Source organism: Christiangramia crocea, assembly GCF_022410465.1.
Taxonomy (GTDB): Bacteria; Bacteroidota; Bacteroidia; order Flavobacteriales; family Flavobacteriaceae; genus Christiangramia; species Christiangramia crocea.
Genome location: NZ_JAJSON010000027.1, coordinates 89,958 through 113,721, shown reverse-complemented (window position 1 = coordinate 113,721; position 23,764 = coordinate 89,958). Strand labels below are relative to the sequence as shown.

General features: G+C 40.8%; 23 protein-coding genes. 14 read left to right on the top strand and 9 right to left on the bottom strand.

The genetic code is table 11. The features are described 5' to 3' along the window. Window position 1 precedes the first annotated feature (1 nt). Window positions 2–652, top strand: a complete 651-nt coding sequence (locus LU635_RS16010) for a WbqC family protein (RefSeq protein WP_240100532.1) — start codon at window positions 2–4, stop codon at window positions 650–652. On the opposite strand, the gene LU635_RS16005 is transcribed toward LU635_RS16010, so the two are convergent. From LU635_RS16005 to LU635_RS15975, 7 genes are all read right to left on the bottom strand, one after another. Continuing rightward, a complete protein-coding gene (locus LU635_RS16005) occupies window positions 632–1,666 on the bottom strand; it encodes an endonuclease/exonuclease/phosphatase family protein (protein ID WP_240100531.1) in 1,035 nt (344 codons plus the stop codon). The two genes, LU635_RS16010 and LU635_RS16005, sit on opposite strands and share 21 nt — an antisense overlap. Next, entirely contained in the window at window positions 1,667–2,569 is a 903-nt protein-coding gene (locus LU635_RS16000; protein WP_240100530.1) for a rhomboid family intramembrane serine protease, read from the bottom strand. It lies immediately after the preceding gene. Further along, window positions 2,569–3,318, bottom strand: coding sequence for a rhomboid family intramembrane serine protease (locus LU635_RS15995; protein WP_240100529.1), 750 nt, complete (start codon window positions 3,316–3,318; stop codon window positions 2,569–2,571). Before LU635_RS15995 ends, LU635_RS16000 begins: the two co-directional genes overlap by 1 nt. After that, window positions 3,318–5,171: a DNA mismatch repair endonuclease MutL gene (gene mutL, locus LU635_RS15990; protein WP_240100528.1), complete on the bottom strand. Its 1,854-nt coding sequence runs from the start codon at window positions 5,169–5,171 to the stop codon at window positions 3,318–3,320. Before mutL ends, LU635_RS15995 begins: the two co-directional genes overlap by 1 nt. Next, on the bottom strand, window positions 5,172–5,465 hold the full coding sequence (locus LU635_RS15985; protein ID WP_240100527.1) for a hypothetical protein: 294 nt from the start codon (window positions 5,463–5,465) through the stop codon (window positions 5,172–5,174). A gap of 117 nt (window positions 5,466–5,582) precedes the next feature. Next, entirely contained in the window at window positions 5,583–6,089 is a 507-nt protein-coding gene (gene ribH, locus LU635_RS15980; RefSeq protein WP_240100525.1) for a 6,7-dimethyl-8-ribityllumazine synthase, read from the bottom strand. Window positions 6,090–6,237: 148 nt separating this feature from the next. After that, window positions 6,238–7,011 carry a tetratricopeptide repeat protein gene (locus LU635_RS15975; RefSeq protein WP_240100524.1) on the bottom strand — a complete coding sequence of 258 codons (774 nt, stop codon included), beginning with the start codon at window positions 7,009–7,011 and terminating at the stop codon, window positions 6,238–6,240. 147 nt (window positions 7,012–7,158) lie between these two features. Here LU635_RS15975 and recF point away from each other — a divergent pair, with 147 nt between their 5' ends. The 5 genes from recF (at window position 7,159) to LU635_RS15950 (ending at window position 10,874) form a co-directional block, all read left to right on the top strand. After that, window positions 7,159–8,238, top strand: coding sequence for a DNA replication/repair protein RecF (gene recF, locus LU635_RS15970; protein WP_240100523.1), 1,080 nt, complete (start codon window positions 7,159–7,161; stop codon window positions 8,236–8,238). After that, a complete protein-coding gene (locus tag LU635_RS15965; protein ID WP_240100522.1) occupies window positions 8,235–8,672 on the top strand; it encodes a lipocalin family protein in 438 nt (145 codons plus the stop codon). Before recF ends, LU635_RS15965 begins: the two co-directional genes overlap by 4 nt. Next, complete coding sequence (locus LU635_RS15960) at window positions 8,653–8,949, top strand: DciA family protein (protein WP_240100521.1); 297 nt, start codon at window positions 8,653–8,655, stop codon at window positions 8,947–8,949. The genes LU635_RS15965 and LU635_RS15960 overlap by 20 nt, the downstream gene beginning before the upstream one ends. A gap of 133 nt (window positions 8,950–9,082) precedes the next feature. After that, entirely contained in the window at window positions 9,083–9,712 is a 630-nt protein-coding gene (locus tag LU635_RS15955; protein WP_240100520.1) for a protein-L-isoaspartate(D-aspartate) O-methyltransferase, read from the top strand. A 10-nt stretch (window positions 9,713–9,722) separates the two neighbouring features. After that, entirely contained in the window at window positions 9,723–10,874 is a 1,152-nt protein-coding gene (locus tag LU635_RS15950; RefSeq protein WP_240100519.1) for a hypothetical protein, read from the top strand. 49 nt (window positions 10,875–10,923) lie between these two features. On the opposite strand, the gene LU635_RS15945 is transcribed toward LU635_RS15950, so the two are convergent. Next, the gene (locus tag LU635_RS15945; RefSeq protein ID WP_240100517.1) at window positions 10,924–11,343 is read right to left on the bottom strand and encodes a nucleoside-diphosphate kinase; all 420 of its coding nucleotides are present in this window, start codon (window positions 11,341–11,343) and stop codon (window positions 10,924–10,926) included. A 296-nt stretch (window positions 11,344–11,639) separates the two neighbouring features. Here LU635_RS15945 and LU635_RS15940 point away from each other — a divergent pair, with 296 nt between their 5' ends. Genes LU635_RS15940 through LU635_RS15930 form a run of 3 tightly spaced genes read left to right on the top strand, consistent with a single transcriptional unit; the run spans window position 11,640 to window position 14,340 of the window. After that, the gene (locus tag LU635_RS15940; RefSeq protein WP_240100515.1) at window positions 11,640–12,656 is read left to right on the top strand and encodes a DHH family phosphoesterase; all 1,017 of its coding nucleotides are present in this window, start codon (window positions 11,640–11,642) and stop codon (window positions 12,654–12,656) included. Beyond that, complete coding sequence (gldI, locus tag LU635_RS15935) at window positions 12,653–13,222, top strand: gliding motility-associated peptidyl-prolyl isomerase GldI (RefSeq protein ID WP_240100513.1); 570 nt, start codon at window positions 12,653–12,655, stop codon at window positions 13,220–13,222. The genes LU635_RS15940 and gldI overlap by 4 nt, the downstream gene beginning before the upstream one ends. Further along, the gene (locus LU635_RS15930; protein ID WP_240100511.1) at window positions 13,219–14,340 is read left to right on the top strand and encodes a peptidylprolyl isomerase; all 1,122 of its coding nucleotides are present in this window, start codon (window positions 13,219–13,221) and stop codon (window positions 14,338–14,340) included. The genes gldI and LU635_RS15930 overlap by 4 nt, the downstream gene beginning before the upstream one ends. A gap of 138 nt (window positions 14,341–14,478) precedes the next feature. Here the strand turns inward: LU635_RS15930 and LU635_RS15925 are convergent, their stop codons facing one another. Further along, entirely contained in the window at window positions 14,479–15,939 is a 1,461-nt protein-coding gene (locus LU635_RS15925) for an aminoacyl-histidine dipeptidase (RefSeq protein ID WP_240100510.1), read from the bottom strand. 88 nt (window positions 15,940–16,027) lie between these two features. Here LU635_RS15925 and LU635_RS15920 point away from each other — a divergent pair, with 88 nt between their 5' ends. The 5 genes from LU635_RS15920 to LU635_RS15900 all read left to right on the top strand — a co-directional run bounded on the left by LU635_RS15920 (window position 16,028) and on the right by LU635_RS15900 (window position 23,746). Beyond that, the gene (locus LU635_RS15920) at window positions 16,028–17,101 is read left to right on the top strand and encodes a DUF3810 domain-containing protein (RefSeq protein WP_240100508.1); all 1,074 of its coding nucleotides are present in this window, start codon (window positions 16,028–16,030) and stop codon (window positions 17,099–17,101) included. 86 nt (window positions 17,102–17,187) lie between these two features. Further along, entirely contained in the window at window positions 17,188–20,154 is a 2,967-nt protein-coding gene (locus LU635_RS15915) for an amidohydrolase family protein (protein WP_240100507.1), read from the top strand. Between the two features lie 14 nt (window positions 20,155–20,168). Next, window positions 20,169–21,491: an amidohydrolase family protein gene (locus tag LU635_RS15910; protein ID WP_240100506.1), complete on the top strand. Its 1,323-nt coding sequence runs from the start codon at window positions 20,169–20,171 to the stop codon at window positions 21,489–21,491. 188 nt (window positions 21,492–21,679) lie between these two features. Beyond that, window positions 21,680–22,495 (top strand): TrmH family RNA methyltransferase, encoded by an 816-nt coding sequence (locus LU635_RS15905; protein WP_240100505.1) that lies wholly within the window; start codon window positions 21,680–21,682, stop codon window positions 22,493–22,495. Window positions 22,496–22,507: 12 nt separating this feature from the next. Beyond that, window positions 22,508–23,746 (top strand): M48 family metallopeptidase, encoded by a 1,239-nt coding sequence (locus LU635_RS15900; protein ID WP_240100504.1) that lies wholly within the window; start codon window positions 22,508–22,510, stop codon window positions 23,744–23,746. Window positions 23,747–23,764 lie beyond the last annotated feature (18 nt).

The window sequence follows — 23,764 nt, the reverse complement described above, 5'->3', positions numbered from 1 at the left end:
CATGAAAGCGGTACTGTTACATCCTGCCTATTTTGGCCCAATAAGCCAATGGGTTGCCTATGTAAAGGCTGAAAAGGTCATTCTTGAGAATGAAGACAATTATCAGAAACAGACTTACCGCAACAGAATGTATATATATGATGCCAATGGCAGGCTAAACCTTAACATCCCAATAAAACACAGCTCAGCTCTTGGCCTTAATACCAACGGGAGACAGAAGTACAAAGATGTCCAAATAGAAAATAGTTTTGATTGGCAGACCCAGCACTGGAGAGCCTTTAAAGCCTCTTATCAAACCTCTCCTTTCTTTGAGTTCTATGAAGACGAGCTTTATCCGCTTTATCAGAAGGAATTCAAATATCTAATGGATTTCAATTATCAATGTATGGAGTTCGTAGCCGATTGCCTCCAGATAGACTGGCAGTTTGAGAAGACCGATGAATTCATTTTGAAACCTGCCGAGCTTATTAACCTAAGGAATCTGATAAATGCTAAATCAAAACCACGATTTCAAAATACACCTTATACTCAGGTCTTTAATTCAAAAAAAGGTTTTCTAACAGATCTTTGTATTCTTGATCTTATCTTTAATGAAGGAAATGCTGCCCTGGAATACCTGGAGTCCCAGGATCTAGAGTCCTATCCTGGTTAAGATGGGATAATGATCGGAATAATCAACTTCAAACTTCTGAAACTCGGCAATTTCCATTTCTTCTTCTATCAGAAGAAAGTCAATTCTTAAAGGGAAATAGTTAAGCTTAAAACTTTTCCCAAATCCGCTGCCAGCTTCCAGAAAAGCATCTTTAAACCTCTCCTCCTTGTTTACCAGGTCATATATATACGAAAAGCTTGTATTATTGAAATCACCTGCTATAATGGTTTGATATGGTGACTTATTCACCTCTTTCATCATCATTTCTGCCTGCTCCTGCTGAAGTGAAAATCCGTAGCCTATACGCCCGAGTAATTTTTTTGAATCCTCTTTCTGGAGATCATCGATTCCCGGTTTGATATTAAGGGATTGAAAGTGAACATTGAAGATCCTTACGGTGTCTTTCTTATTGATCAGGACATCCACAAAAATTGCATTATTATTACCATCATGAGGAAAGTCTACAGAATGCTTTTTTAGTATAGGAAATTTGGAAAAGATAGCCGAACCAAATTCCGAGTTCTTGTCCTTTAGTTTAACATACTCATATGGATAATGATCTGAAAGTTGGACCGCCCCAACATAGTGCTCCTGAACGCACAGAATATCCGGATCCTTTTCTTTTACGAATTCCGTGATTTTTTCCGGAATATCTTTTCTCTCAGACCATTTATAGGCATTGAACATCCTCACATTGTAACTCATTACTGAAATATCAGCCGTTTTTTCATCATCGATCTCTGGCCTCGAGAATTTCACAAAACTGGTAACGTAATTATATCCAAGCAAGAGTACAATGAGAGAAAGCAATAATTGCCTCTTTAGCCGGAGCACCCAGTAAAGCAAAAAGAAAGTATTGAGTATAATAAGCACCGGAACACCAAGGCTCAATACCGAAAGTAACGGAAAAGATTTTGGTGGAATATGAGGCAGTAAATAGGAAAATAAAAGTGCTGTTGCCGCCAGCGAATTCAATATAAAAATGAATTTATCAAAGATGCTCAGTTTCTTCATCTAATCTTCTTTTCCAGCCTGGAACAAAAAGTCTTTTTCTGCTTTACTTAGACTATCATAGCCGCTTTTACTGATCTTATCAAGAATGGCATCCACTTTTTTCTGCTTATCATGCCCATCCATGCTCTTTGTTTGACGTGTCCCGCTGGATTTGGCAGTCTTCCCTGAACGATGAACAGTTTTCATTTTTGCCTTTTTCTCGCGAGGTTTGAACAGGGCAGCGATCCCATCCATCAAATTTTCAAACCATTTGCCAATATCATTGCCTTTTTTAAGCTGGTTCGTATAGAAATAACCAAGCGCGGCTCCTCCAAGATGTGCTAAATGTCCTCCGGCATTCCCCATAGGGATCTGAATGATATCTATCACCACCAGAAATGCGGCGATCCACCAGAATTTTATACTGCCAATAAGCAAAAGTCTTACTCTCATATTCGGAATATGAGAAGCAATACCAATAAGCACCGCCATTACGCCGGCCGAAGCTCCCATCAAATAGGAACGCCCGGTTCCCTGAAAAGCAGGAAAAAGATTGTAGCTAAGCATATAAACCAAAGCACCGATGATCACCCCCAGAAAGTAATAATTCAATAGTCGCTTGGGAGAAAAGTAATTCAGAAAATAGATTCCTGAAAAGTACAGGATAAGCATATTAGAAAGAATATGCCATATCCCGCTATGCAGGAAGGAATAAGTAATTATAGACCATGGCTTTAAAATGAATTCCAGGGGTTCCTTTGGAAAAACAAACCATTCCAGCAGAAAATCTGAAGGCAGTTGAAATAGAAAGGCCAGTGTCCTTAGAAGAAAGAACAATATAAAGACCAGCACATTGATGCCAATGAGCTTTTCTGTGACCGTAGCGGTCTGTATCTTATATCTGATCTTATCTGAAGACCTCATCAGTACCAGCGATTGTCGTTAAACTGATTCTTTTTCCAGTAGTACATCATTAAGAAGCCAAATAAGGCTCCTCCTACGTGGGCAAAGTGTGCAATGGATCCACCAAATATTGAGTAACCGGTGAAGCCTGAAAACAAATCTAATGCAATTAATCCGGGAATAAAATATTTGGCCTTAATTGGCACGGGAACAAACAATAGAAATAATTGCACATTAGGGAACATCATACCAAACGCCACAAGTATCCCGTATATTGCTCCCGAAGCTCCCACAGCAGGATTCGAAAAAGCCTGCAACATAGACCTTAGGGTTCCCTCGTTCATTCCTTCAGGAATCCTGAATCTGTTAGAGGCATAGGCCTCCTGAATAAAGTTCATGATCTCGGGCGGAGTCCAGCCAAGTTCCAGCAAACCGTTAAATCCTTTCTGATAAGCATAAAAATTCACCAGGGTATGCAGCAGCGCCGCACCTATACCGGCTGAAAAATAAAAGAACAAGAATTTTTTCTGCCCAAGCATCTGTTCAATAGGACTTCCAAAGGCCCATAGCGCATACATATTAAAGAGAATATGCATGAAACCGCCATGCATAAACATATGGGTTATTATCTGCCAAACCTGGAAGTTCGGGTTCTTTACAAACCAGAGCGCGAAATACTCGTATGCTGCATCGCCGATTAGCTGACTACCAATAAAGAAAATTACATTTATGATCAATAGAACCTTTACGGTCTCTGTCATTCTTCCCATCAGGCAAATTTTTTATCCAGTTCATCAACCGATAAGGTTATGAACACGGTTTTATTAAAAGGGTTAAGTGCCGGTTCCTTACAGGCAAATAACCGGTTTACAATATGTTGCTGCTCGGCAGAGTTTAGCAAGGTTCCAGATCTTACCGCCATGGATTTGGCCAGTGACTTCGCAAGCAAATCGGTTTGCGAAAAGCCATCATGTGGCACATCCTTTTCAAAATCGGCAAGCAACTGTTCCAGTAAAATCTGCACTTCACTTTCGGAAATAAGGGTTGGAATTCCCGTAATCTCCAGCTCTTCCTTATTGATCTCAGAGAAAATAAAGCCTGTCTGCTCCAGTGATTCCATTAACTCCTTCAGCATTTCAACTTCATTATAATTGAACTGAAGTTTCAAAGGAAATAAAAGTTGCTGACTCACAGCCGCTGAAACTGTTATATTTTTCAGTAATTCTTCATAAAGTACACGGGTATGAGCCCGGTGCTGGTCTATAACGAGAATTCCGCTTTTTAAAGTAGAAACGATATACTTTTTATGAAGCTGAAAAGTTGATTTTTCGGGTGCTTCTTCTCTTGTGCCAAAAAGATCACCAGTGACCTCCTCGCTCTCAAATTCGATCTGTTTGATATCAACATCTGTCTCGGTTTCCTGTTGCATACCGGAATACAGGCTTTCCCACTCAGCCGGCTTCTCCCTTCTGAAATTTCCTCCGCCCGAAAACGAAGTTCCCCTGTTTCCTTCATTCTGGAAAGGGTTAAAATCCCTGTCTACCTCTATATGTGGGGTATTAACCTCTTTGTTCTTGTAATCGTATGGAGTATCCAGTTCAGAATCCCTTTCAAAATCGAGCATAGGTGCCACGTTGAACTGACCAAGACTGTGTTTGATTGCACTTTTCAGGATAGCATACAAAGCATGTTCATCATCGAACTTGATCTCGGTCTTCGTTGGATGTATGTTTATATCTATAGATTTGGGGTCTACTTCCAGATAAAGAAAATAGGTTGGATAACTTTTTTCTTTAAGCAGGCCTTCAAAGGAAGCTACCACCGCATGGTTCAGATATGGGCTTTTTATGAACCTGTTGTTTACAAAAAAGAACTGCTCTCCCCTGCTCTTTTTGGCAAACTCTGGTTTCCCTACAAAACCGGAAATTTTGACTATTTCGGTATCTTCTTCTACAGGAACCAGTTTTTCATTGGTCTTTCCACCAAGAATATTGGTGATACGCTGACGGAAATTAGTGGGAGGTAACTGAAAAAGTTCATTCCCATTGTGAGTAAGGGAGAAACTGATATCAGGATGAGCAAGAGCCACACGTTGAAATTCATCAATGATATGCCTGGTTTCAACATTATCAGATTTCAGAAAATTCCGGCGTGCGGGAATATTGTAAAAAAGGTTTTTTACGCAAATGCTGGTCCCTTTGGGAGTCACGCAGGGGTCCTGGGAAACCACCTTGCTACCTTCTACTTTTATGCAGGTTCCCACCTCATCTTCTTCGGTCTTCGTCTTGAGTTCCACATGGGCAATCGCAGCTATCGAAGCCAGGGCTTCCCCGCGGAAACCTTTGGTTTTCAAACTAAAAAGATCATCTGCCAGCTTGATCTTGGAGGTGGCATGCCGTTCAAAACTCATCCGGGCATCGGTAAGGCTCATTCCTTCTCCATCATCAACAACCTGAATAAGGGTTTTACCTGCATCCTTAATAACCACCTGGATACGGCTAGCTTTAGCATCTATTGAATTTTCGAGAAGTTCTTTTATTACCGAGGCCGGACGTTGCACCACTTCACCCGCAGCGATCTGGTTGGCAACATGATCGGGCAACAATTGAATTACGTTACTCATTTAACGGGGATTCGAGAAAATGGACAAATCAAAATCTAATATCCACAGACAAATGAAAAGTAAGATTATAATGATATAAATCACGCGCCTGTTAATACTTCTGTTTCCCCTGGTACGGCTGTCTTTTCGTGCCTCTGCCCACTGGGAACCAAAATCTATCGCATTAGTGGCTTCTTTATATTTATTGAATTTAGAATCAAAATCATAGATATTCCCGGTATCCTTACCCTTATAATAACGCGGGGTATAGTTATACCTGGTATTCTTCCTGATTTTGTTAAAACTGATTTTCAAAACTGTAGATTGTTTGCTGTTCCAAATTTACTCAAAATGCTTCAAAATTCCGAAGTAATGGAGTGTTAATAAAGAAAGCAATAACAATGCCGTTTTGAGAAGAAGAAAAATTGAAGTTTAACCCTTATAGAATTTCGCATCCTTTCTAAGCTGAGCCATCTTAATTGCGGCAATAGCCGCTTCGGTTCCTTTGTTACCGTGTTTTCCACCACTCCGGGCTCTGGACTGCTCAATATTATCATCAGTAAGCACACAAAAGATCACTGGAATATCGTGCTTAACATTCAGGTCTTTGATACCCTGGGTCACTCCTTCACAAACAAAATCGAAATGCTTGGTTTCCCCCTGGATCACACTCCCAACAGCTATGATAGCATCAAGCATCTCGAAGCTTTCCTGCATCTTCTTACAGCCATAGATAAGCTCGAAACTTCCGGGCACATTCCAGCGTACAATATTTTCTTTCTGAACACTATTTTCAATAAAGGCATCAAAAGCCCCCTGAAAAAGTCCTTCTGTGATCTCATCGTTCCATTCTGAAACAACAATCCCAAACCGAAAGTCTTTCGCGTTTGGGATCTTATCTTTATCGTATTGTGAAAGGTTCTTACCTTCTGTAGCCATAATTTATTTAATGTTTGTCCGTTTGCACATTTCCTTCATGCTTTTGTCTTCCTGAGCAAAGCCGAAGGATAAAAAACAACTCGACTGAGCTCGATGTGACATATGAATTCAGTTTCAGGAATTCAGGTGCCTTTCCGGACAGTCATTTTTAGTTTATCATAGCACGAGCCTGACCAAGGTAGATCGGGACCTTTTCAGCTTCAGGAGCATCCGGATATTCATCCTCAATCTGAAGTAAGTATTCTTCAGCAGTATCTGCATCCCCTAACTTGATAGCCGTAATGGCCGCTTTTAATAAAAATCTTGGAGTAGTGAATGAGTTAGATCTCATTTCGGCAGCTTTTTCATAGTAACCCAGAGCCTCATTCGGTTGATCCAACTGCATGAAAGCATCACCAATTCCTCCTGTAGCAAGAGCTGCTAAAACCTCATCATCACTGCTAAAGTCTTCAAGCTGCTCGATGGCCTCCTGATATTTTCCAGTTCTTAGAAAAGCGAATCCGGCATTATAATGTGCAAGATTGGCAGCATCTGTCCCACCGTAGTTCTCAATGATATCTAAAAACCCGTATTTCCCCTCTCCCCCATTAAGGGCAAGATTGTATAAAGAATCACTTTGTGCTCCGCTAGCTCTTAAAGCAGAAGACATATAATCCTGAGCCTGCGCCATTTCATTGGCAGCTTCAGTTTGTTTAGGCTCAAGAATAAAACGGTTATACCCTAAATAACCCAATACAGCAACAATAGCGACTCCCACTATAATATAGATATACTTCTGATTATCGGCTACCCAGGTTTCGGTCCTACTTGCACTCTCGTCTAAAGTATTGAAAACCTCTGCAGTTGTAGACTCTTCTTCTGCCGATTTCTTTTTCTCCTCCTGATTAGAAGGCTTATATCCTCTTTTCTTATACGTTGCCATAAAAAATTGTTAATGCGTGGCAAAAATATAATTTTTTGTGAAAATTAAAAGGGAAATTATTTGTATTTTTTCAATAATTTCGGGTCCTTTTGAAACTCATTCCTTATTAATCCGGAATACTAATTTTCAGCTGAAACACAGCGATTTATGCATTTAAAGAATCTTAGCCTGCTTAACTATAAGAACCTTAAGACAGCTGAATTTGATTTTGATGAAAAAATCAATTGCCTGGTAGGGAATAACGGGGTAGGTAAAACGAATGTTCTGGACAGTATTTATCACCTCTCTTTTGGAAAAAGCTATTTCAATCCCGTTACCTCACAAAATATAAATCATGACTCCGACTTTTTTGTGGTTGATGGTGAATTCATCAAGAACGATAAGTCAGAAAAGATCCTGGTGAGTGCAAAAAAAGGTCAGAAGAAGATCATAAAAAGAAATAATAAGGCATACGATAAAGTAAGCGATCATATAGGTTTTATTCCTACGGTTATTATTTCACCAGCAGACAGGGACCTGATAATTGAAGGATCGGAAACCCGCCGAAAGTTCATGGATGGGGTTATTTCACAAAGTGACCATGCATACCTTGATAAACTGCTTCAGTATACCAAACTGGTTTCCCAGCGCAATTCACTTTTAAAATATTTCGCCGCGAATAATACTTTTGACAGGGATACCCTCGAAGTATATAACCTCCAAATGAGCAGCCTGGGGCAGGAACTTTTTGAAAAGAGAAAAGCGTTCCTGAAGGAATTCATTCCTATTTTCAATAAAAGATATGCTGATATTACCAATAACAAAGAGGAGGTACATATTAATTACAAAAGTCAGCTTTATGATAATTCGCTTTCTTCCTTACTCGAAGAAAACCTTCAGAAAGATATGGCTTTACAGTATACTTCGGTTGGAACACATAAGGATGATCTTAGTTTCGAAATAGAAGGACATCCTATCAAGAAATTTGGTTCCCAGGGACAGCAAAAGTCCTTTTTGATTGCACTCAAACTTGCACAGTTCGATTTTATTAAACAAATAAGCAAAGTAAACCCTATCTTATTGCTGGATGATATTTTCGATAAACTGGACGAGAGCCGTGTGGCGCATATCGTTGCCCTGGTAGCGACCAATGAACTGGGGCAGATATTCCTTAGCGATACTCATGCCGACCGAACCGAAAAAGTAGTCAAAAACAGTAACCAGTCTTATAAAATATTCAAGCTTTGAAAAGAATCCTTACAATAATCTCCATAGTAGCCTTCATTTCCTGCGGTAAAAATGATCCTGCCACACAACTGGAAAACATAAATGGCTACTGGGAAATCAAAAAAGTGGAGCTGGAAAAAGACTCGGTTATGGAATACGGCCTGAGTCAGTATATCGATTATATAGAGATCGCAGACTCGACGGGATTCCGAAAAAAACTCCAGCCAAAATTTGGCGGTGGATATATCGCCACCAATGATGCCGAAAAAGTAACTGCCAGAATAGAAGACAATAAGCTCATTCTGTATTATTCCACTCCTTTCGATAACTGGAAAGAAGAAGTACTGAAAGCAAACGGAGAAGAGCTTGTTGTAATAAATAGTGACGATAAAATCTACTACTACCAGAAATATACACCCCTATTAACCGAAAATGATGAAAAGGAGAAAGAATGAAGAAATGAAACTCAGCGATTTGCTCAAGAGTTTCGTAGATGAAAATAAATTAGAAAAAGGCCTCAACCAAGTGAAGATACGAGATGTATGGAACAGCCAGATGGGACCTGCTATAGAGAAATATACTACCGGAATGAAATTAAAGAGCGGTGTGCTATATGTACAATTAAGTTCCTCTGTTCTGCGTGAAGAACTCAGCTATGGAAAAGAAAAGATAATAAGGATACTAAATGAGGAAATGGGAGAGGAAATAATCTCAAAACTTGTACTGCGATAGCTTTTACCAAACAGAACACCTTCACTTCTGATCAATTGATTTTCCACCTAAAAAAATCATAAAAATCTGATAATCTTCTTATTGGAATAAACATTTCTTAAATTTAAGCTACACTTCTTTAAATTTCAGGAAGATGTATACCACCATAGAAGAAATGATCGAAAACCAACTAAAAGCAAGGGGTATAAAAGACCCCAGGGTTTTAGATGCAATGCGGAAGGTAGACCGGTCTCTGTTTATTCCTGATGATGTTAAGCCACACACCTACGATGATGGCCCCCTGCCAATTGGAGGAGGACAAACCATAAGTCAGCCATACATAGTGGCTTACATGGCAAAAACACTTAAAATCACTTCTGAAAACAATATACTTGAGATCGGGACCGGTTGCGGATACAATGCCGCTGTTCTGGCCCAACTGGCAAAGCAAGTATACAGTATTGAGATTATTGAATGGCTCGTAGAAACTGCTAAGAAAAACCTCAAAAAGGCCGGTGTTGAAAATGTAAGCATAAAGCAAGGAGATGGTTACAAAGGCTGGCCTGAAAAGGCACCATTCGATGCGATCATGCTCACCGCCGCCCCTCCTTTTATCCCATTTCCGCTTAAACAACAGCTTAAAGTTGGCGGCAGACTTCTTGCCCCTGTGGGAATGTCCAATCAGCGACTAATCCTCATCGAAAGGACAGGAGAAAAGGAATTCAGACAAGAAGATCTCATTCTGGTGAGTTTTGTTCCGATGAAGGGCGAGGCAGAAAAATAGAACTCCTGTGATGAAAACTGAAACAATAGAAATAAAAACTAACCAGGCGAAAAAGCTGATAAATGGCTTTACTGAAAGAACTGGATTGATCTCAGCCAAGGGAGATCCTGACAGACGCTATTTATGGACCGATGCTTTCGCGGTAAACTGCCTGTTTGCTCTTTATCACAATACCGGGAAGAGTGCTTTTAGAAACAAAGCATTTCAGCTTATTGATCTGGTACATCAACACCTGGGCAAATATCATCCCGGAGATAAAAGAAAAGGATGGATCAGCGGATTATCAGGTGAAAAAGCTCAATTTCACCCTACAGCTGGCGGACTTAGAATTGGTAAAAGGCTGCCGGAACGTAAAAAGAATGAAGCTTATAACCAACACCTCGAATGGGAAAAGGACGGGCAGTATTTTCATTATCTTACCAAATGGATAACTGCCCTTATGCAGGCAGGAAATGAATCTGAAAATGACCAGTATTCAAGATGGGCGGCAGAATTGCTGGCAGCCAGTTCAGCTTTTATAGTGAACGGAAACCAGGACCCGAAAATGTACTGGAAAATGAACACCGAACTCTCTCATCCTTTGGTTTCAAGTATGGGAGCCCATGATCCGCTGGAGGGACTCGTTTGTACGTCAGTAATTCTAAGAAAATTTCCAGACCGGACTTCACAATTCGATTATATGCTAAGGTCTTTTGAAAGCATGTGCCGCCAACAAACCTGGATCACCAGTGATGCACTTGGTATAGGTGGCCTGCTCATAGACAGTGTGAAAGCGGTGGTCCTGGAAAAAGACAACCACGCGATGAGCCTGAATTCAGAAGAGCTTTTGCAGGAAAGCATACAAAGTCTTAACAATTTTCAAAGACAGGACCTGAGTAATGATGCCAGCCAAAGGCTTGCTTTTAGGGAGTGTGGACTATCCCTGGGAATACGAATTTTAAAAGGCATGAAAAACAAACTGGATATCCATAGTATTTCAACGGCTCAGATGCAGTGCTATGATCTGCTGGCCAATGAAATAGAAAATTTCTGGCTGGATATGGAGAATCAGAAATCGGTTACGTGGACAAAGTACCTGGATATCAATGCTGTTACCCTTGCGGCAAGTCTGCTTGCATCTAGCCAGCCAGAAGTCTTTCTGGGTATTCCGAAAAAAGCATAAAAAAAGCCGGATCATAAAAATCCGGCTTCCATATATTTCTGAAATATACTTAGAACATCTCTCTTCCTGAAAAATGAAAAGCGCCTTCAATTTCAGCATTTTCATCGCTGTCACTTCCGTGAACTGCATTCTCTCCCACGTTCTTGGCGTATTTCTTTCTAATTGTACCTTCAGCAGCATCCTCAGGATTTGTAGCTCCAATAAGGGTTCTAAAGTCTTCCACAGCATTCTCCTTTTCAAGGATAGCGGCAACAATTGGTCCGCGGGTCATAAACTCAACAAGTTCCCCAAAAAACGGACGCTCTTTATGGATCGCATAAAAAGTTTCAGCATCTCTCTGAGTCATTTGAGTAAGCTTCATCGCCACAATTCTAAATCCTGAAGCTGTTATTTGTTCTAAGATTGCACCTATATGCCCGTCTTCAACTGCATCAGGCTTTATCATGGTAAATGTTCTGTTTCCTGCCATTTTATGGTTTTTAAATTTGGTGCAAAAATAATTAATTCCATTCCATATACAAGACCTTTGGAGGTTTATGTTGATTTCCCGGGATTAAGGTCGGAAATCCCGCTAAAGTCTGCTATCCATCCATAACATTTCTACGAAGAGCTTATTGAAGCTAAAGTTTAGTAAAGAACACTTTTGCCTTATCTGCTTTCGCCTACTAAAATTTCTGAAAATGCCTTAAAAACCTGAACATCATTTGAAATTTAGAGCCTTGGGTATTTCTTAAGTATTATTAAATTGTATATTTAGCCTCGCTTATGATTGATACTAGAATACTTGAAATCACGGCCGAACTGGATACGGCCGAAAATATTGTAATAGTGCCTCATAAAGGCCCGGATGGAGATGCAATGGGTGCATCGTTGGGGCTTTATCACTTTTTAAAGGATAAGGGTCATACGGTTCATGTAATAGCACCTAACGATTATCCGCAGTTTTTAAAATGGCTCCCGGGAAGCGAAGAGGTCATTATTTACGATTCAAATAAAGGGCTGTCTGACGAACTTATAAATAAAGCCGAGATCGTCTTTACCTTGGATTTCAATCATCTGTCCAGATGCGGACTTGTGCAGGAATCTCTGCTGGCTTCAGAAGCTGTTTTCGTGATGATAGATCATCATCAGGAACCATCAGATTATGCCGACTATACTTATAGTAACTCCAAAATGAGTTCCACATGTGAGATGGTGTACAGATTCCTGGATAAATTAAGGGCCAATAAGAAGATCACTCCGCAAATTGCTACCTGTCTTTATACCGGGATAATGACCGATACGGGTTCTTTCCGCTTCAGTTCCACTTCCAGTGATACTCACAGGGTGATAGCCGATCTTATGGATAAGGGAGCAAAGAATGACCAGATACACAATAATATTTATGATACAAACTCAGAAGACAAATTACAATTACTGGGGACGGCTCTCAAGAACCTTAAAGTAAATAAAGAGCTCAGAACGGCGTACATCAGCCTGTCACAGGAAGAACTGGACCGGCATAATTTCAAAAAAGGAGACACCGAGGGATTCGTGAATTACGGACTCGCTTTAGAAGGTATAATTTTCGCGGTTATATTTATAGAAAAGGAAAATGAGGATATGGTCAAGATATCTTTCAGATCTAAAGGCGATTTTGATGTGAATAAGTTTGCAAGAGCCCATTTTGATGGCGGCGGACACATCAATGCAGCTGGCGGAAAAAGTGATCTATCATTAAACAACACCATCGTAAAATTTAACAAGATACTTCCTCAATACACCGAAGAGCTCACGAAATGAAAATAATAGCAACAATAGTATTATTCTTGTTTTTTTCGGCATGCAAGTCGCCAGAAGCAAGATATCCCGTCTCGCAGAATAGCGGCTCCTATATTGATGAATCTGTTGAAAGGAACAGAGAGATGATAGCCGAAGAAGAAGATTATATCAAACAGGTGATGGGTAAAAATCCGGATACCGAATATCTAACCTCCGCCGATGGATTCTGGTATTATTATAATGAGAAGTCCACCGATACTACAAATATTGAAACTCCGGAATTCGGTGATGTAGTAGTCTTTGACTATTCAATTTCCACCATTGAAGGAGAACCTATCTACGGCGAAGGAGAAAAGCCAACCCGGGAATACGCCATAGACAGAGAAAAATTATTTACCGGCCTCAGGCAGGGACTAAAACTCATGAAAGAAGGTGAGACCGTAACCTTCCTCTTCCCTTCCCATAAAGCCTTTGGATATTACGGAGATAAAGAAAAAATAGGTAGCAATGTCCCTATTATAGCCAAAGTCACATTGCATAATATAAAAGAAGAGCAAACAAATAACGAAACCAATAATCAAGAATGAAAACAAGAAGTATTTTTTTACTGTTAACAATCGCTTTATCGCTGTTCTCATGCAATGAGGAATATCCTGAACTGGAAGACGGAATGTATGTAGAATTCAAAACTTCCATGGGACCTATAATTGCCGAACTGTATTTTGAGGAAACCCCAATGACGGTTGCCAATTTCGTTTCCCTTGCCGAAGGCACCAGTGAAATGGTAGACAGCACTTACAAAGGCAAGAAATATTATGACGGCCTTATCTTTCACAGAATCATAGATGGATTTGTAATCCAGGGGGGAGACCCAACCGGAACCGGAAGTGGTGGTCCTGGTTACAAGTTTCCTGATGAATTTTCAGATTCGTTAAGTCATGATGAAAAAGGGACACTTTCAATGGCCAATGCCGGACCTGGCACCAACGGAAGTCAGTTCTTTATTACTCTTGGACCTGTTCAGCAACTGGATCCCAGACATACTGTTTTCGGAAAAGTCGTAAAAGGCCTTGATGTGGTTGACGCCATTGGAAAGGTTGAAACTGGCCCTCGTGATCGGCCTGTAGAAGACGTAGTTATGAATGAGGTGAATATTATCAGAAAAGGAAGTGCCGCAAAAAACTTCAAGGCACCGGAGGTTTTGGAAAATCAGTTAGGAGAAATTGAAGCTGAAAAAGAAGCTCAGGCGCAGAAAATGGGAGAAATGAAAGCTGAAAAATCTCAGGAATTTGCAGCTCTTGAAGGTGAAGCTGATTCCCTGGAAAGCGGATTAAAGATCTATTTCGAAAATGAAGGCGATGGTGAAAAACCACAGAGCGGTCAGAAAGTAAATGTGCTTTATGAAGGTTATTTTGCCGATGGAACTATTTTCGATACCAACAAAGAAGAAATAGCTAAAGAAATGGGCATCTTCAATGAGCAAAGAGCAGCCCAGGGAGGTTACGGTGCAATGCCAATGCAATATGGCCCAGATGCACCTATGATTCCTGGATTTAAAGAAGGCCTTCAGCAGATGCAGGTGGGCGATAAAGCTGTTATCTGGATCCCAAGTCATCTTGGCTATGGAGAAAGAGGCGCAGGTGGAGTTATACCTCCAAACACCGATCTTATCTTCAAACTGGAAATGACCGGAATCGCTGAATAATCGACTCTAAACTGAATAAAAAAAGCCCCACGCATCTGCGTGGCGCTTCCTATTTTTTCGTCATCCTGAACTAGTTTCAGGGTCTAAACAACTACTAAAAGCACTTTATACTTTATTTCTACTATCTATTAAGAGTTACTAATTCTCAGGAATATTCTTAAGAACTTCCAGTAAGAATTCCCAGTACTTCTGTGCAGATTTTATACTGGCTCTCTCATCGGGTGAATGAGCTCCCTTGATGGTAGGACCAAATGAGATCATATCCATTCCCGGATAATGGCTTCCTATGATACCGCATTCAAGACCGGCATGGCATGCGGCAATATGTGCTTTTTCACCATTTACTCTCTGGTAGATACCGTCCAGTGTCTTAAGAATTGCAGAGTCATTGTTTGGAGCCCAACCCGGATATTCTCCCGATAGTTCCACCTTAAATCCTGCCAGTTCAAATACAGATCTTATAGAATTGGCCAGGTCATCTTTTGTAGAATCAACCGAACTCCTGGTAAGACATTTAATATGTATCTCACCGTCCTTCAGCGTAACATTAGCTATATTATTCGAGGCTTCAACCAATCCGTCAATTTCCGGACTCATCCTGTAAACGCCATTATGAGCCCCGGCAATCGCAAGCACAAGCTCCCGCTGGGAATTGAGATCCATCACTTTTGACTGGGAAGCGATCCTGATCAGCTCTATAGAAAGATTGGGTTCAGGTGAAGCATATTCCGCTTTTATATTTTTAACCCGATCTTCAAATTCCTTTTTAAAGCTTTCCTCTTCCGTTTCCGGTAAAGCAATAACAGCTTCACTCTCCCGTGGAATGGCATTTCTTAGTCCGCCACCATTAATTTCAGAAATCCTTAGTTTAAAATCATCGGTGGTATTGATCAGCAAACGATTCATAAGTTTGTTGGCATTACCAAGACCCTTGATGATATCCATCCCCGAATGGCCGCCCATAAGTCCTTTAACCTCTACAGAATAGGAGCGGTAACTATCTGGCATTTTTTCCTCTTCATAAGATTTAGTTGCTGTAATGTCTACTCCCCCGGCACAACCAATGCCTATCTCATCATCCTCTTCGGTATCCAGATTAAGCAGGATCTCACCTTCCAGGATCTCCGGGCTAAGACCCTTGGCTCCGGTCATACCTGTTTCTTCATCAATTGTGAAAAGGGCTTCCAGGTCCGGATGCTCTATAGAATCGCTTTCCAGAATTGCCATCATGGTAGCTACTCCAAGTCCGTTATCGGCTCCCAAGGTAGTTCCTCTGGCTCTAACCCAGTCGCCATCAACATACATCTCGATCCCCTGATTTTCAAAATCAAAATCGGTATCATTATTCTTTTGATGTACCATATCCAGGTGGGCCTGTAATACAATCTTCTTACGATTCCCCATTCCTTTTGTAGCCGGTTTGCTAATCACCACATTTCCTACTTCATCCACCTGCGTTTTAAGACCAAGATCATTACCGAATTTTTTGATGAATTCTATAACCCGCTCCTCCTTTTTGGAAGGTCTGGGAACTGCATTTAGGTCTGCAAACTTATTCCATAAAACTTTGGGCTCCAGCGCCCTTATATCTTCATTCATTCTTGTATTTTTTGGTATCTTCACAAAGGTATTTTATTTGACCGATTTCAAAAATTTGAGGCCTGCTAAATATTTGTATTTTTAAGCCGTGAAGAGAAAATCTGTTCTACTACTCGCCATATTCTTACCTGTCCAGATCATCGGTATCAATATACTTAAGGGCTACCCATATTTTATTGAGGAGTATTATTCTCATGGATTATATCCTCTGATCTCAAAAATCATGAGATACAGTCTGGGGATCGTTCCATTTTCACTGGGTGATTTTTTATATGCATCGCTAATCATTCTGCTTATCGCATGGATCGTACGAAGAATAAGCCAGAAATTCAGAAACCCGAAAATATGGATCCCCGATGCACTGGCCAGTCTTTCTGTAATATACTTCTGTTTTCATCTTTTCTGGGGCTTCAATTATTACCGTTTACCCCTTCATAAAAGCCTGGGAATCGAAAATGATTATACCACTGAAAAGCTGATATCACTAACAGAAACACTTATCTCTGAATCGAATAAGCTTCATTCTGAATTAGCCGAAAATGACTCGGTTAAGGTTCATTATGATTTCACAAAAAAAGAACTTTTCGATATTACCCTGAAGGGTTATGATCATCTTCAGAAAGATTTTCCCGATTTCACCTATAATGGTGAAGCTTTAAAACGATCAATATACAGCCTTCCACTTACTTATATGGGGTTCAATGGCTACCTGAATCCTCTTACCAACGAGGCTCAGGTAAATACTATTATCGTCCCCTATAAGATCCCCACTACCGCAAGTCATGAAATTGGGCATCAGCTGGGTTTTGCAAAGGAGAACGAAGCAAATTTCATAGCCTGCCTGGCTACGATGAACCATCCTGATCCTTATTTCAGGTATTCCGGTTTTACCTTTGCCTTAAGCTACTGTCTCAGCGAGATCTACCGCCGGGAACCTGAAAAAGTAAAGGAGATGACTGCCAAAATGAATCCCGGGATACTTGAGAATTACAGGGAGGTGGAAGAATTCTGGCTTAAGCACACCAATCCTTTTGAACCCGTTTTTCAGGCTACTTACAACCGCTATCTTATAGTTAATAACCAAGCTGAAGGAATGAAAAGTTACAGCTACGTAGTGGCTTTACTGGTGAATTATTTTGATGATTCCCGAAATGCATTTTAATAAAAACTTCAGATTATCGAAAATTTAGTACTTTAAGCCCCTCTAAATTCAGAGCACATTATTTTTATTTAAAACCCTTCAATTTTATGAGATTAAAATTACTGATTTTGGGAGTATTCCTTAGCGCCTTCAGCGTCCATTCACAGGAATACTTTCCAAAGAATGATGGTGTAAAGTCCCGAAACACCAACTACACTGTTTTTAAGAATGCCAGGATACATGTAGACCCGCAAACTATTATCGATAATGGAATGTTTGCGATAAAGGAGGGCAGGATTACTGCAGTTGGAAAATCTATAAACCTTCCTGCAAATAGCACTGTGGTAGACCTTAAAGGAAAAGAAGTTTACCCTTCCTTTATTGATCTTTACAGCGATTTTGGAATCCCGGATCCAAAGAAGGCCGAAAATGGCAGTCAGCCGCAGTACGATGCCGGCCGGGAAGGATACTACTGGAACGATCACATTAGACCTGATACCGAAGCGGTTGCTAATTTCAGCTTCGATTTAAAGGAAGCGGAAAAATTCCATAAGGCAGGATTCGGAGTGGTGAACACTCATGTTCCTGACGGGATCATAAGAGGTACCGGAATGCTGGTAGCCTTAACTCCTAATGTAAGTGAAGGCGACAGGATACTTAATGAAAGATCAGCTCAATATCTTTCTTTTGATAAGAGTGTACAGTCAAGACAGTCCTATCCTACTTCAATTATGGGAACCATGGCGTTGATTCGTCAGGCTTATCTGAATGCCGAATGGTATGCAGGTGGTAATGCCAAAAATAAAGATCTTGCCCTGGAAGCCCTTACTAAAAATAAAGATCTTGTACAGATATTCGCTACAGATAACCTATTGAACGAGCTTAGAGCCGATAAGGTTGGAGACGAATTCGGAATCCAGTATGTAATACTTGGAAGCGGAAAGGAATACCAGAGACTGGACAAAATAAAATCTTCGAACGCTACCTATATCATGCCTTTAAAATTTCCGGAGGCGTATGATGTGGAGAATCCATACCTGGCAAATCAGTTAAGCCTGGAAGAAATGCGTGAATGGAATCAGGCACCGGCCAATCTTAAGATGCTTTCAGAAAATAAGGTTCCTTTTACCATTACTACCCATTCAATAGACGCTGAAAAAGAATTCAAGGCCAATCTTCTAAAAGCGATCGAATACGGACTGAGCAAAGAAGCCGCGCTTGCCGCATTAACTACAGTACCTGCCAAAACTATAGGTCAGCAGGGAAAAATTGGAGTAATTAAGGAAGGTGCATGGGCTAATTTCATTATCACCTCAGGTGACTATTTTGATAAGGAGACCACCCTTTATGAGAATTGGATACAGGGAGAAAAGAAGATCATTGAAAATATGAATATTACCAATATTACCGGTAAATATGATCTGAAAGTCAATGGAAAAGATTATGAGCTTAGCATTACCGGAGAGCCTTCCAAGCCTAAAGCTGAAGTAAAAACGGGTGAGACTAAAATCGGGTCCAAACTCAGCTTTGAAGATAACTGGATGAACCTTTTACTGTCTTCTCCTGATACCACCAAAACCGAATTCATAAGACTCTCAGCGAATGTACCTTCCAAAACCGACATGATCTCTGGAAGGGCGATTCTGCCTGATGGAAAGGAGTCTTCTTTTACGGCTACCAGGAAAGGTGATGCAGAGAAAAAAGAGGATAAGGATAAAAAAGATAATACCCATGAAATAATGCCGGTAACCTACCCGAACATTGCTTATGGGTTTACTGAAAAACCAAAACAGGAAAATGTACTTTTCAAAAACGCAACTGTCTGGACCAGTGAAGAAGACGGAGTCCTTGAAAATACAGATGTTCTTGTAAAGAACGGAGAGATCGTTCGCATTGGTGAGAACCTTAACGCTGGCGGTGCCAGGGTGATAGATGCTACAGGTAAACATCTTACCGCTGGTATCGTAGATGAACATTCGCATATCGCGGCGTCAGATATAAATGAGGCCGGGCATAATTCTTCTGCTGAAGTTCAAATGGAAGATGTGGTAGATCCTACCGATATCAATATTTACCGGAATCTTGCCGGGGGAGTAACCACTATTCAGCTATTACATGGTTCTGCCAATCCTATTGGGGGGCAATCAGCAATATTAAAACTGAAATGGGGCGAATCTGCAGAAGATTTGATCTTTGAACAGGCGCCGCCTTTCATCAAATTCGCACTTGGTGAGAATGTAAAGCAATCCAACTGGGGTAGCACTGTGAGGTTCCCTCAAACAAGAATGGGAGTTGAACAGGTGTTTACCGATTATTTCAGTCGTGCAAAAGCCTATGAAAGTCAGAAAGAAAGTGGTCAAGATTTCCGTAAAGATATAGAGATGGAAACTCTTGTTGAGATCCTTAACGGAGAGCGGTTTGTGACCTCCCACTCCTATATTCAGAGTGAGATCAATATGCTTATGAAAGTTGCTGAGGCATTTGATTTCAATATCAATACTTTCACACACATTCTTGAGGGTTACAAGGTTGCCGATAAAATGAAAGAACATGGTGTGGGAGCTTCTACTTTTTCCGACTGGTGGGCCTATAAATATGAAGTGAATGATGCCATTCCCTACAACGCTGCCATCATGAACGAAGTAGGACTTACCGTTGCCATCAATAGTGATGATAGCGAAATGAGCCGAAGACTGAACCAGGAAGCTGCGAAAAGTGTGAAATACGGTGGAATGAGCGAGGAAGATGCCTGGAAAATGGTGACCATCAATCCGGCCAAACTTTTGCATGTAGATGATCTTGTAGGAAGTATAAAGACCGGAAAGCAGGCTGATCTTGTTCTTTGGAATGATCACCCGCTTTCAATTTATGCTAAACCTGAAAAAACTATGATAGAAGGTATCTTCTATTTTGATATAGAGCGTGACCAGAAAATGAGGGAGGCGATCAAAAAGGAGCGCAATGAGCTTATAGGACAGATGTTAAAGGCTAAGAATAACGGGGTCAAGACTCAGCCTGTGACAAAAAAGGAAAAACAAAGAGTTCACTGTGATCTTCTTGAAGAGGTTCAATAAAAAATTGACAAAAAATGAAATCAGTATTTAATTATATTTTAATAGCATTCCTGATAATTTCAGGAAATAGTTTTGCACAACAAACTCCGGCTTCCGAACAGAGTGAAGCAGTGACCATAGTTGGCGCTACCGCTCATCTGGGTAACGGAGAAGTGATAGAGAACAGCCTGATAATCTTTGAGAATGGTAAGCTCACCCAGGTGATGGATGCCACCACTACCAAGATGCAGTACAGAGGGCAGATAATTGAGGCAGAAGGCAAGCATGTATATCCGGGCTTTATCGCACCAAATTCAACTCTGGGACTGGTAGAGATCGCAGCCGTAAGACCAACATTAGACCAGGACGAGATTGGTGAGATCCTTCCAAATGTAAGAAGTTTAATCGCATATAACGCCGAAAGTAAGATCGTGGAATCCATGAGGCCTAATGGTGTACTAATGGGACAGATTGTGCCTCGTGGCGGACTTGTTTCAGGAACTTCCTCTATAGTCCAGTTCGACGCATGGAATTGGGAGGATGCTGTTGTTAAAGAAGATGACGGCTTGCATATCAACTGGCCGGAAGCCTATAGCAGAGGCCGCTGGTGGAGAGGTGAGGATCCAAACCTAAAACCTAATAAGGAGTACACTGAAGAAATTCAGAAACTGGCAGATTTCTTCAATGAAGCTAAGGCTTACCTTGCGGGTGACCAGGATTATACCAACCTGCCGTATGAAGCCATGGAAGCAGTTTTCAGTGGAGATAAAAAGGTATTTGTACACGTAAACGGGGAAAAGGAAATACTTGACGCGATACAATTCAAAAAGGATCAGAACCTGGATGGGTTTGTGATTGTTGGTGGTTACCATGCCACGGGAGTTGCCAGACAGCTTAAAGAAAATGAAGTGCCTGTTCTTGTAAACCGTCCTCACAGTACACCCGATATGGCTTATGAAGATTACGATTACCCATACAAATTAGCTAAACTACTTCAGGATGAAGGTGTTTTGGTTGGCCTGGAAAGCAGCGGACAAATGGAAAGGATGAACACCAGAAACCTGCCTTTCTATGCAGGTACGGTTGCTGCATTCGGGATGGACAAGGAAGAGGCGCTTCAGCTTATCACACTAAACACTGCTAAGATCCTTGGCATCGATGATAACTACGGAAGTCTTGAAAAAGGAAAATCGGCTACCTTGTTCATTTCTGAAGGTGATGCACTTGATATGAGAACGAACAGGCTAACTCGTGCCTTTATCGATGGAAGGGAAATAAGCCTTGAGTCTCACCAAACAGAATTATGGAAACGTTATTCTGAGAAATATGAAAATCAGGAAACCAAGGAAAGCGAATAGAGTTTTTTAACTTTCAAAAGGTTGTCTAAAATTATTTTGTAAAGCTGAAATTTTTTAAGCCTTTTAATCTTTGATTTCAGCTTCTTATCCTGACCTCTCGACTCCGCTCGGGGAGACTATTCAGAATAAGAGTACATCAATTTTAGACAACCTTTTTTTATGCCTGATATATACGTATTTTTATCGCCATGCTCAAGAAAATCACCAGTCCACATAATAAGGAAATCAAGCGATTGCTGCAATTACAGGAAAAATCCCGTAATCGCAGGAAGGAAAATGTTTTTATTGTGGAGGGACAAAGAGAAACGGCACTGGCTGTAAAAGGAGACTATGAGCCCCTTCAGCTTTATTTTACTCCTGATCTAATACAGTTTCAGGATGTGCTGAATATCGCCAGATCAGGCAACAACGAACCTGCTGAGATTATTGAGATCACCAAAGAGGTTTATGAAAAAGTGGCTTACAGGGGCAGCACGGAAGGATTGATCGCGGTTTTTAAGTCGAGAGCTCATGATCTTGAGGATATCGCCTTCAATAATTCCAATCCACTGATCCTTATTGCAGAAGCTCCTGAAAAACCTGGTAATATAGGTGCGATCCTGAGGACAGCAGATGCTGCAGCGGTAGATGCCGTGATCATCGCAAATCCGAAGACCGATCTTTACAACCCGAATATTATAAGAAGCAGTGTAGGCTGTGTTTTTACCAACCAGATAGCAACAGGCTCCACTACTGAAATTATTGATTTTCTTAAGCGACATAATATCAATATTTACGCTGCCGCTTTGCAGGCTTCAAGACCCTATCACGAGATCGATTTTAAAGAAGCATCAGCAATTGTAATGGGAACAGAAGCTACGGGACTGAGCGATGAATGGCTGAAAAATGCCACTCAGAACATCATTATCCCCATGCATGGTGAAATAGATTCCATGAATGTTTCTGTAGCAGCCGGAATTCTTATTTTTGAGGCGAAAAGACAACGAATTGTTGACTTAAAATAAAAACAGCAGAATTTGACACCCGAAACCCTTTTCTATATCATAATTGCGATAATAGTAATTGACTTTTTGATCGATAAGATCCTTGATGCGCTGAATGCAAAGCATTTCAACGATCCTATTCCGGAAGAACTCTCAGATGTTTATGACAAGGAGGAATATGAAAAATCCCAGCGATATAAAAAGGAAAGGTTCAAATTTGGAATGATCACCTCCACATTTTCAGTATTGCTGACGCTTGGTTTTATCATTTTTGATGGTTTTTCCTGGGTAGATCAGATAGCAAGGGGTATCAGCGATAATTCCATTCTCGTAGCCCTTATCTTTTTTGGAATAATAATGCTGGGAAGTGATATTCTTATGACCCCCTTTTCCTGGTACAGCACTTTTGTAATTGAAGAGAAATACGGGTTCAATAAAACCACCAAGGGCACTTTCGTGCTTGACAAACTTAAAGGCCTGGCCATGACCGCAATAATTGGCGGTGGGATTCTTGCCCTCATAGTATGGTTCTACCAGATAGCCGGGGATGATTTCTGGTGGTATGCCTGGATACTCATAGCTGTATTTTCGGTATTCATGAATATGTTCTACGCTAAGCTTATAGTTCCTTTGTTCAACAAACAAACTCCCCTGGAAGAGGGATCCTTACGTACGAAAATAGAGCAATACGCCAAAAGCGTAGGTTTCCAGCTGGATAATATCTTCGTGATTGACGGTTCCAAAAGAAGCACCAAGGCTAATGCCTATTTCTCAGGTTTTGGAAGGGAAAAAAGGATCACGCTTTATGATACCCTTATCAATGATCTTGAAGAGGAGGAGATCGTAGCCGTGCTGGCACATGAAGTTGGACATTATAAAAAGAATCATATTATTGTGAACCTTGTAGCATCAATACTTACCACAGGATTTACTCTTTGGCTTCTCTCCCTTTTTATTGGGAATCCGGTGCTTTCAGAAGTTCTGGGAGTTTCCCAGCCCAGTTTTCATATTGGCCTTGTCGCCTTCGGAATACTTTACAGTCCGATCTCTGAGATCACTGGACTTATCATGAACTATATTTCCCGAAAATTTGAATATCAGGCCGATAATTATGCTAAATTCACCTATAATGGGGACTCGCTTATTTCCAGTTTAAAAAAGTTGTCTAAAAACACTTTGAGCAATTTAACACCGCACAAGGCCTATATTTTCGTACATTACTCCCATCCCAGTCTGTTACAGCGCTACCGCAATTTGAAGACTGGTTTTTAGTTGTGTCATTTCCATCTT

Coding starts and splice junctions, on each gene's coding strand:
- LU635_RS16010 (WP_240100532.1), top strand. CDS start 2: ATGAAAGCGGTACTGTTACATCCTGCCTATTTTGGCCCAATAAGCCAA.
- LU635_RS16005 (WP_240100531.1), bottom strand. CDS start 1,666: ATGAAGAAACTGAGCATCTTTGATAAATTCATTTTTATATTGAATTCG.
- LU635_RS16000 (WP_240100530.1), bottom strand. CDS start 2,569: ATGAGGTCTTCAGATAAGATCAGATATAAGATACAGACCGCTACGGTC.
- LU635_RS15995 (WP_240100529.1), bottom strand. CDS start 3,318: ATGGGAAGAATGACAGAGACCGTAAAGGTTCTATTGATCATAAATGTA.
- mutL (WP_240100528.1), bottom strand. CDS start 5,171: ATGAGTAACGTAATTCAATTGTTGCCCGATCATGTTGCCAACCAGATC.
- ribH (WP_240100525.1), bottom strand. CDS start 6,089: ATGGCTACAGAAGGTAAGAACCTTTCACAATACGATAAAGATAAGATC.
- LU635_RS15975 (WP_240100524.1), bottom strand. CDS start 7,011: ATGGCAACGTATAAGAAAAGAGGATATAAGCCTTCTAATCAGGAGGAG.
- recF (WP_240100523.1), top strand. CDS start 7,159: ATGCATTTAAAGAATCTTAGCCTGCTTAACTATAAGAACCTTAAGACA.
- LU635_RS15960 (WP_240100521.1), top strand. CDS start 8,653: ATGAAAAGGAGAAAGAATGAAGAAATGAAACTCAGCGATTTGCTCAAG.
- LU635_RS15955 (WP_240100520.1), top strand. CDS start 9,083: ATGTATACCACCATAGAAGAAATGATCGAAAACCAACTAAAAGCAAGG.
- LU635_RS15950 (WP_240100519.1), top strand. CDS start 9,723: ATGAAAACTGAAACAATAGAAATAAAAACTAACCAGGCGAAAAAGCTG.
- LU635_RS15945 (WP_240100517.1), bottom strand. CDS start 11,343: ATGGCAGGAAACAGAACATTTACCATGATAAAGCCTGATGCAGTTGAA.
- LU635_RS15940 (WP_240100515.1), top strand. CDS start 11,640: ATGATTGATACTAGAATACTTGAAATCACGGCCGAACTGGATACGGCC.
- gldI (WP_240100513.1), top strand. CDS start 12,653: ATGAAAATAATAGCAACAATAGTATTATTCTTGTTTTTTTCGGCATGC.
- LU635_RS15930 (WP_240100511.1), top strand. CDS start 13,219: ATGAAAACAAGAAGTATTTTTTTACTGTTAACAATCGCTTTATCGCTG.
- LU635_RS15925 (WP_240100510.1), bottom strand. CDS start 15,939: ATGAATGAAGATATAAGGGCGCTGGAGCCCAAAGTTTTATGGAATAAG.
- LU635_RS15915 (WP_240100507.1), top strand. CDS start 17,188: ATGAGATTAAAATTACTGATTTTGGGAGTATTCCTTAGCGCCTTCAGC.
- LU635_RS15910 (WP_240100506.1), top strand. CDS start 20,169: ATGAAATCAGTATTTAATTATATTTTAATAGCATTCCTGATAATTTCA.
- LU635_RS15905 (WP_240100505.1), top strand. CDS start 21,680: ATGCTCAAGAAAATCACCAGTCCACATAATAAGGAAATCAAGCGATTG.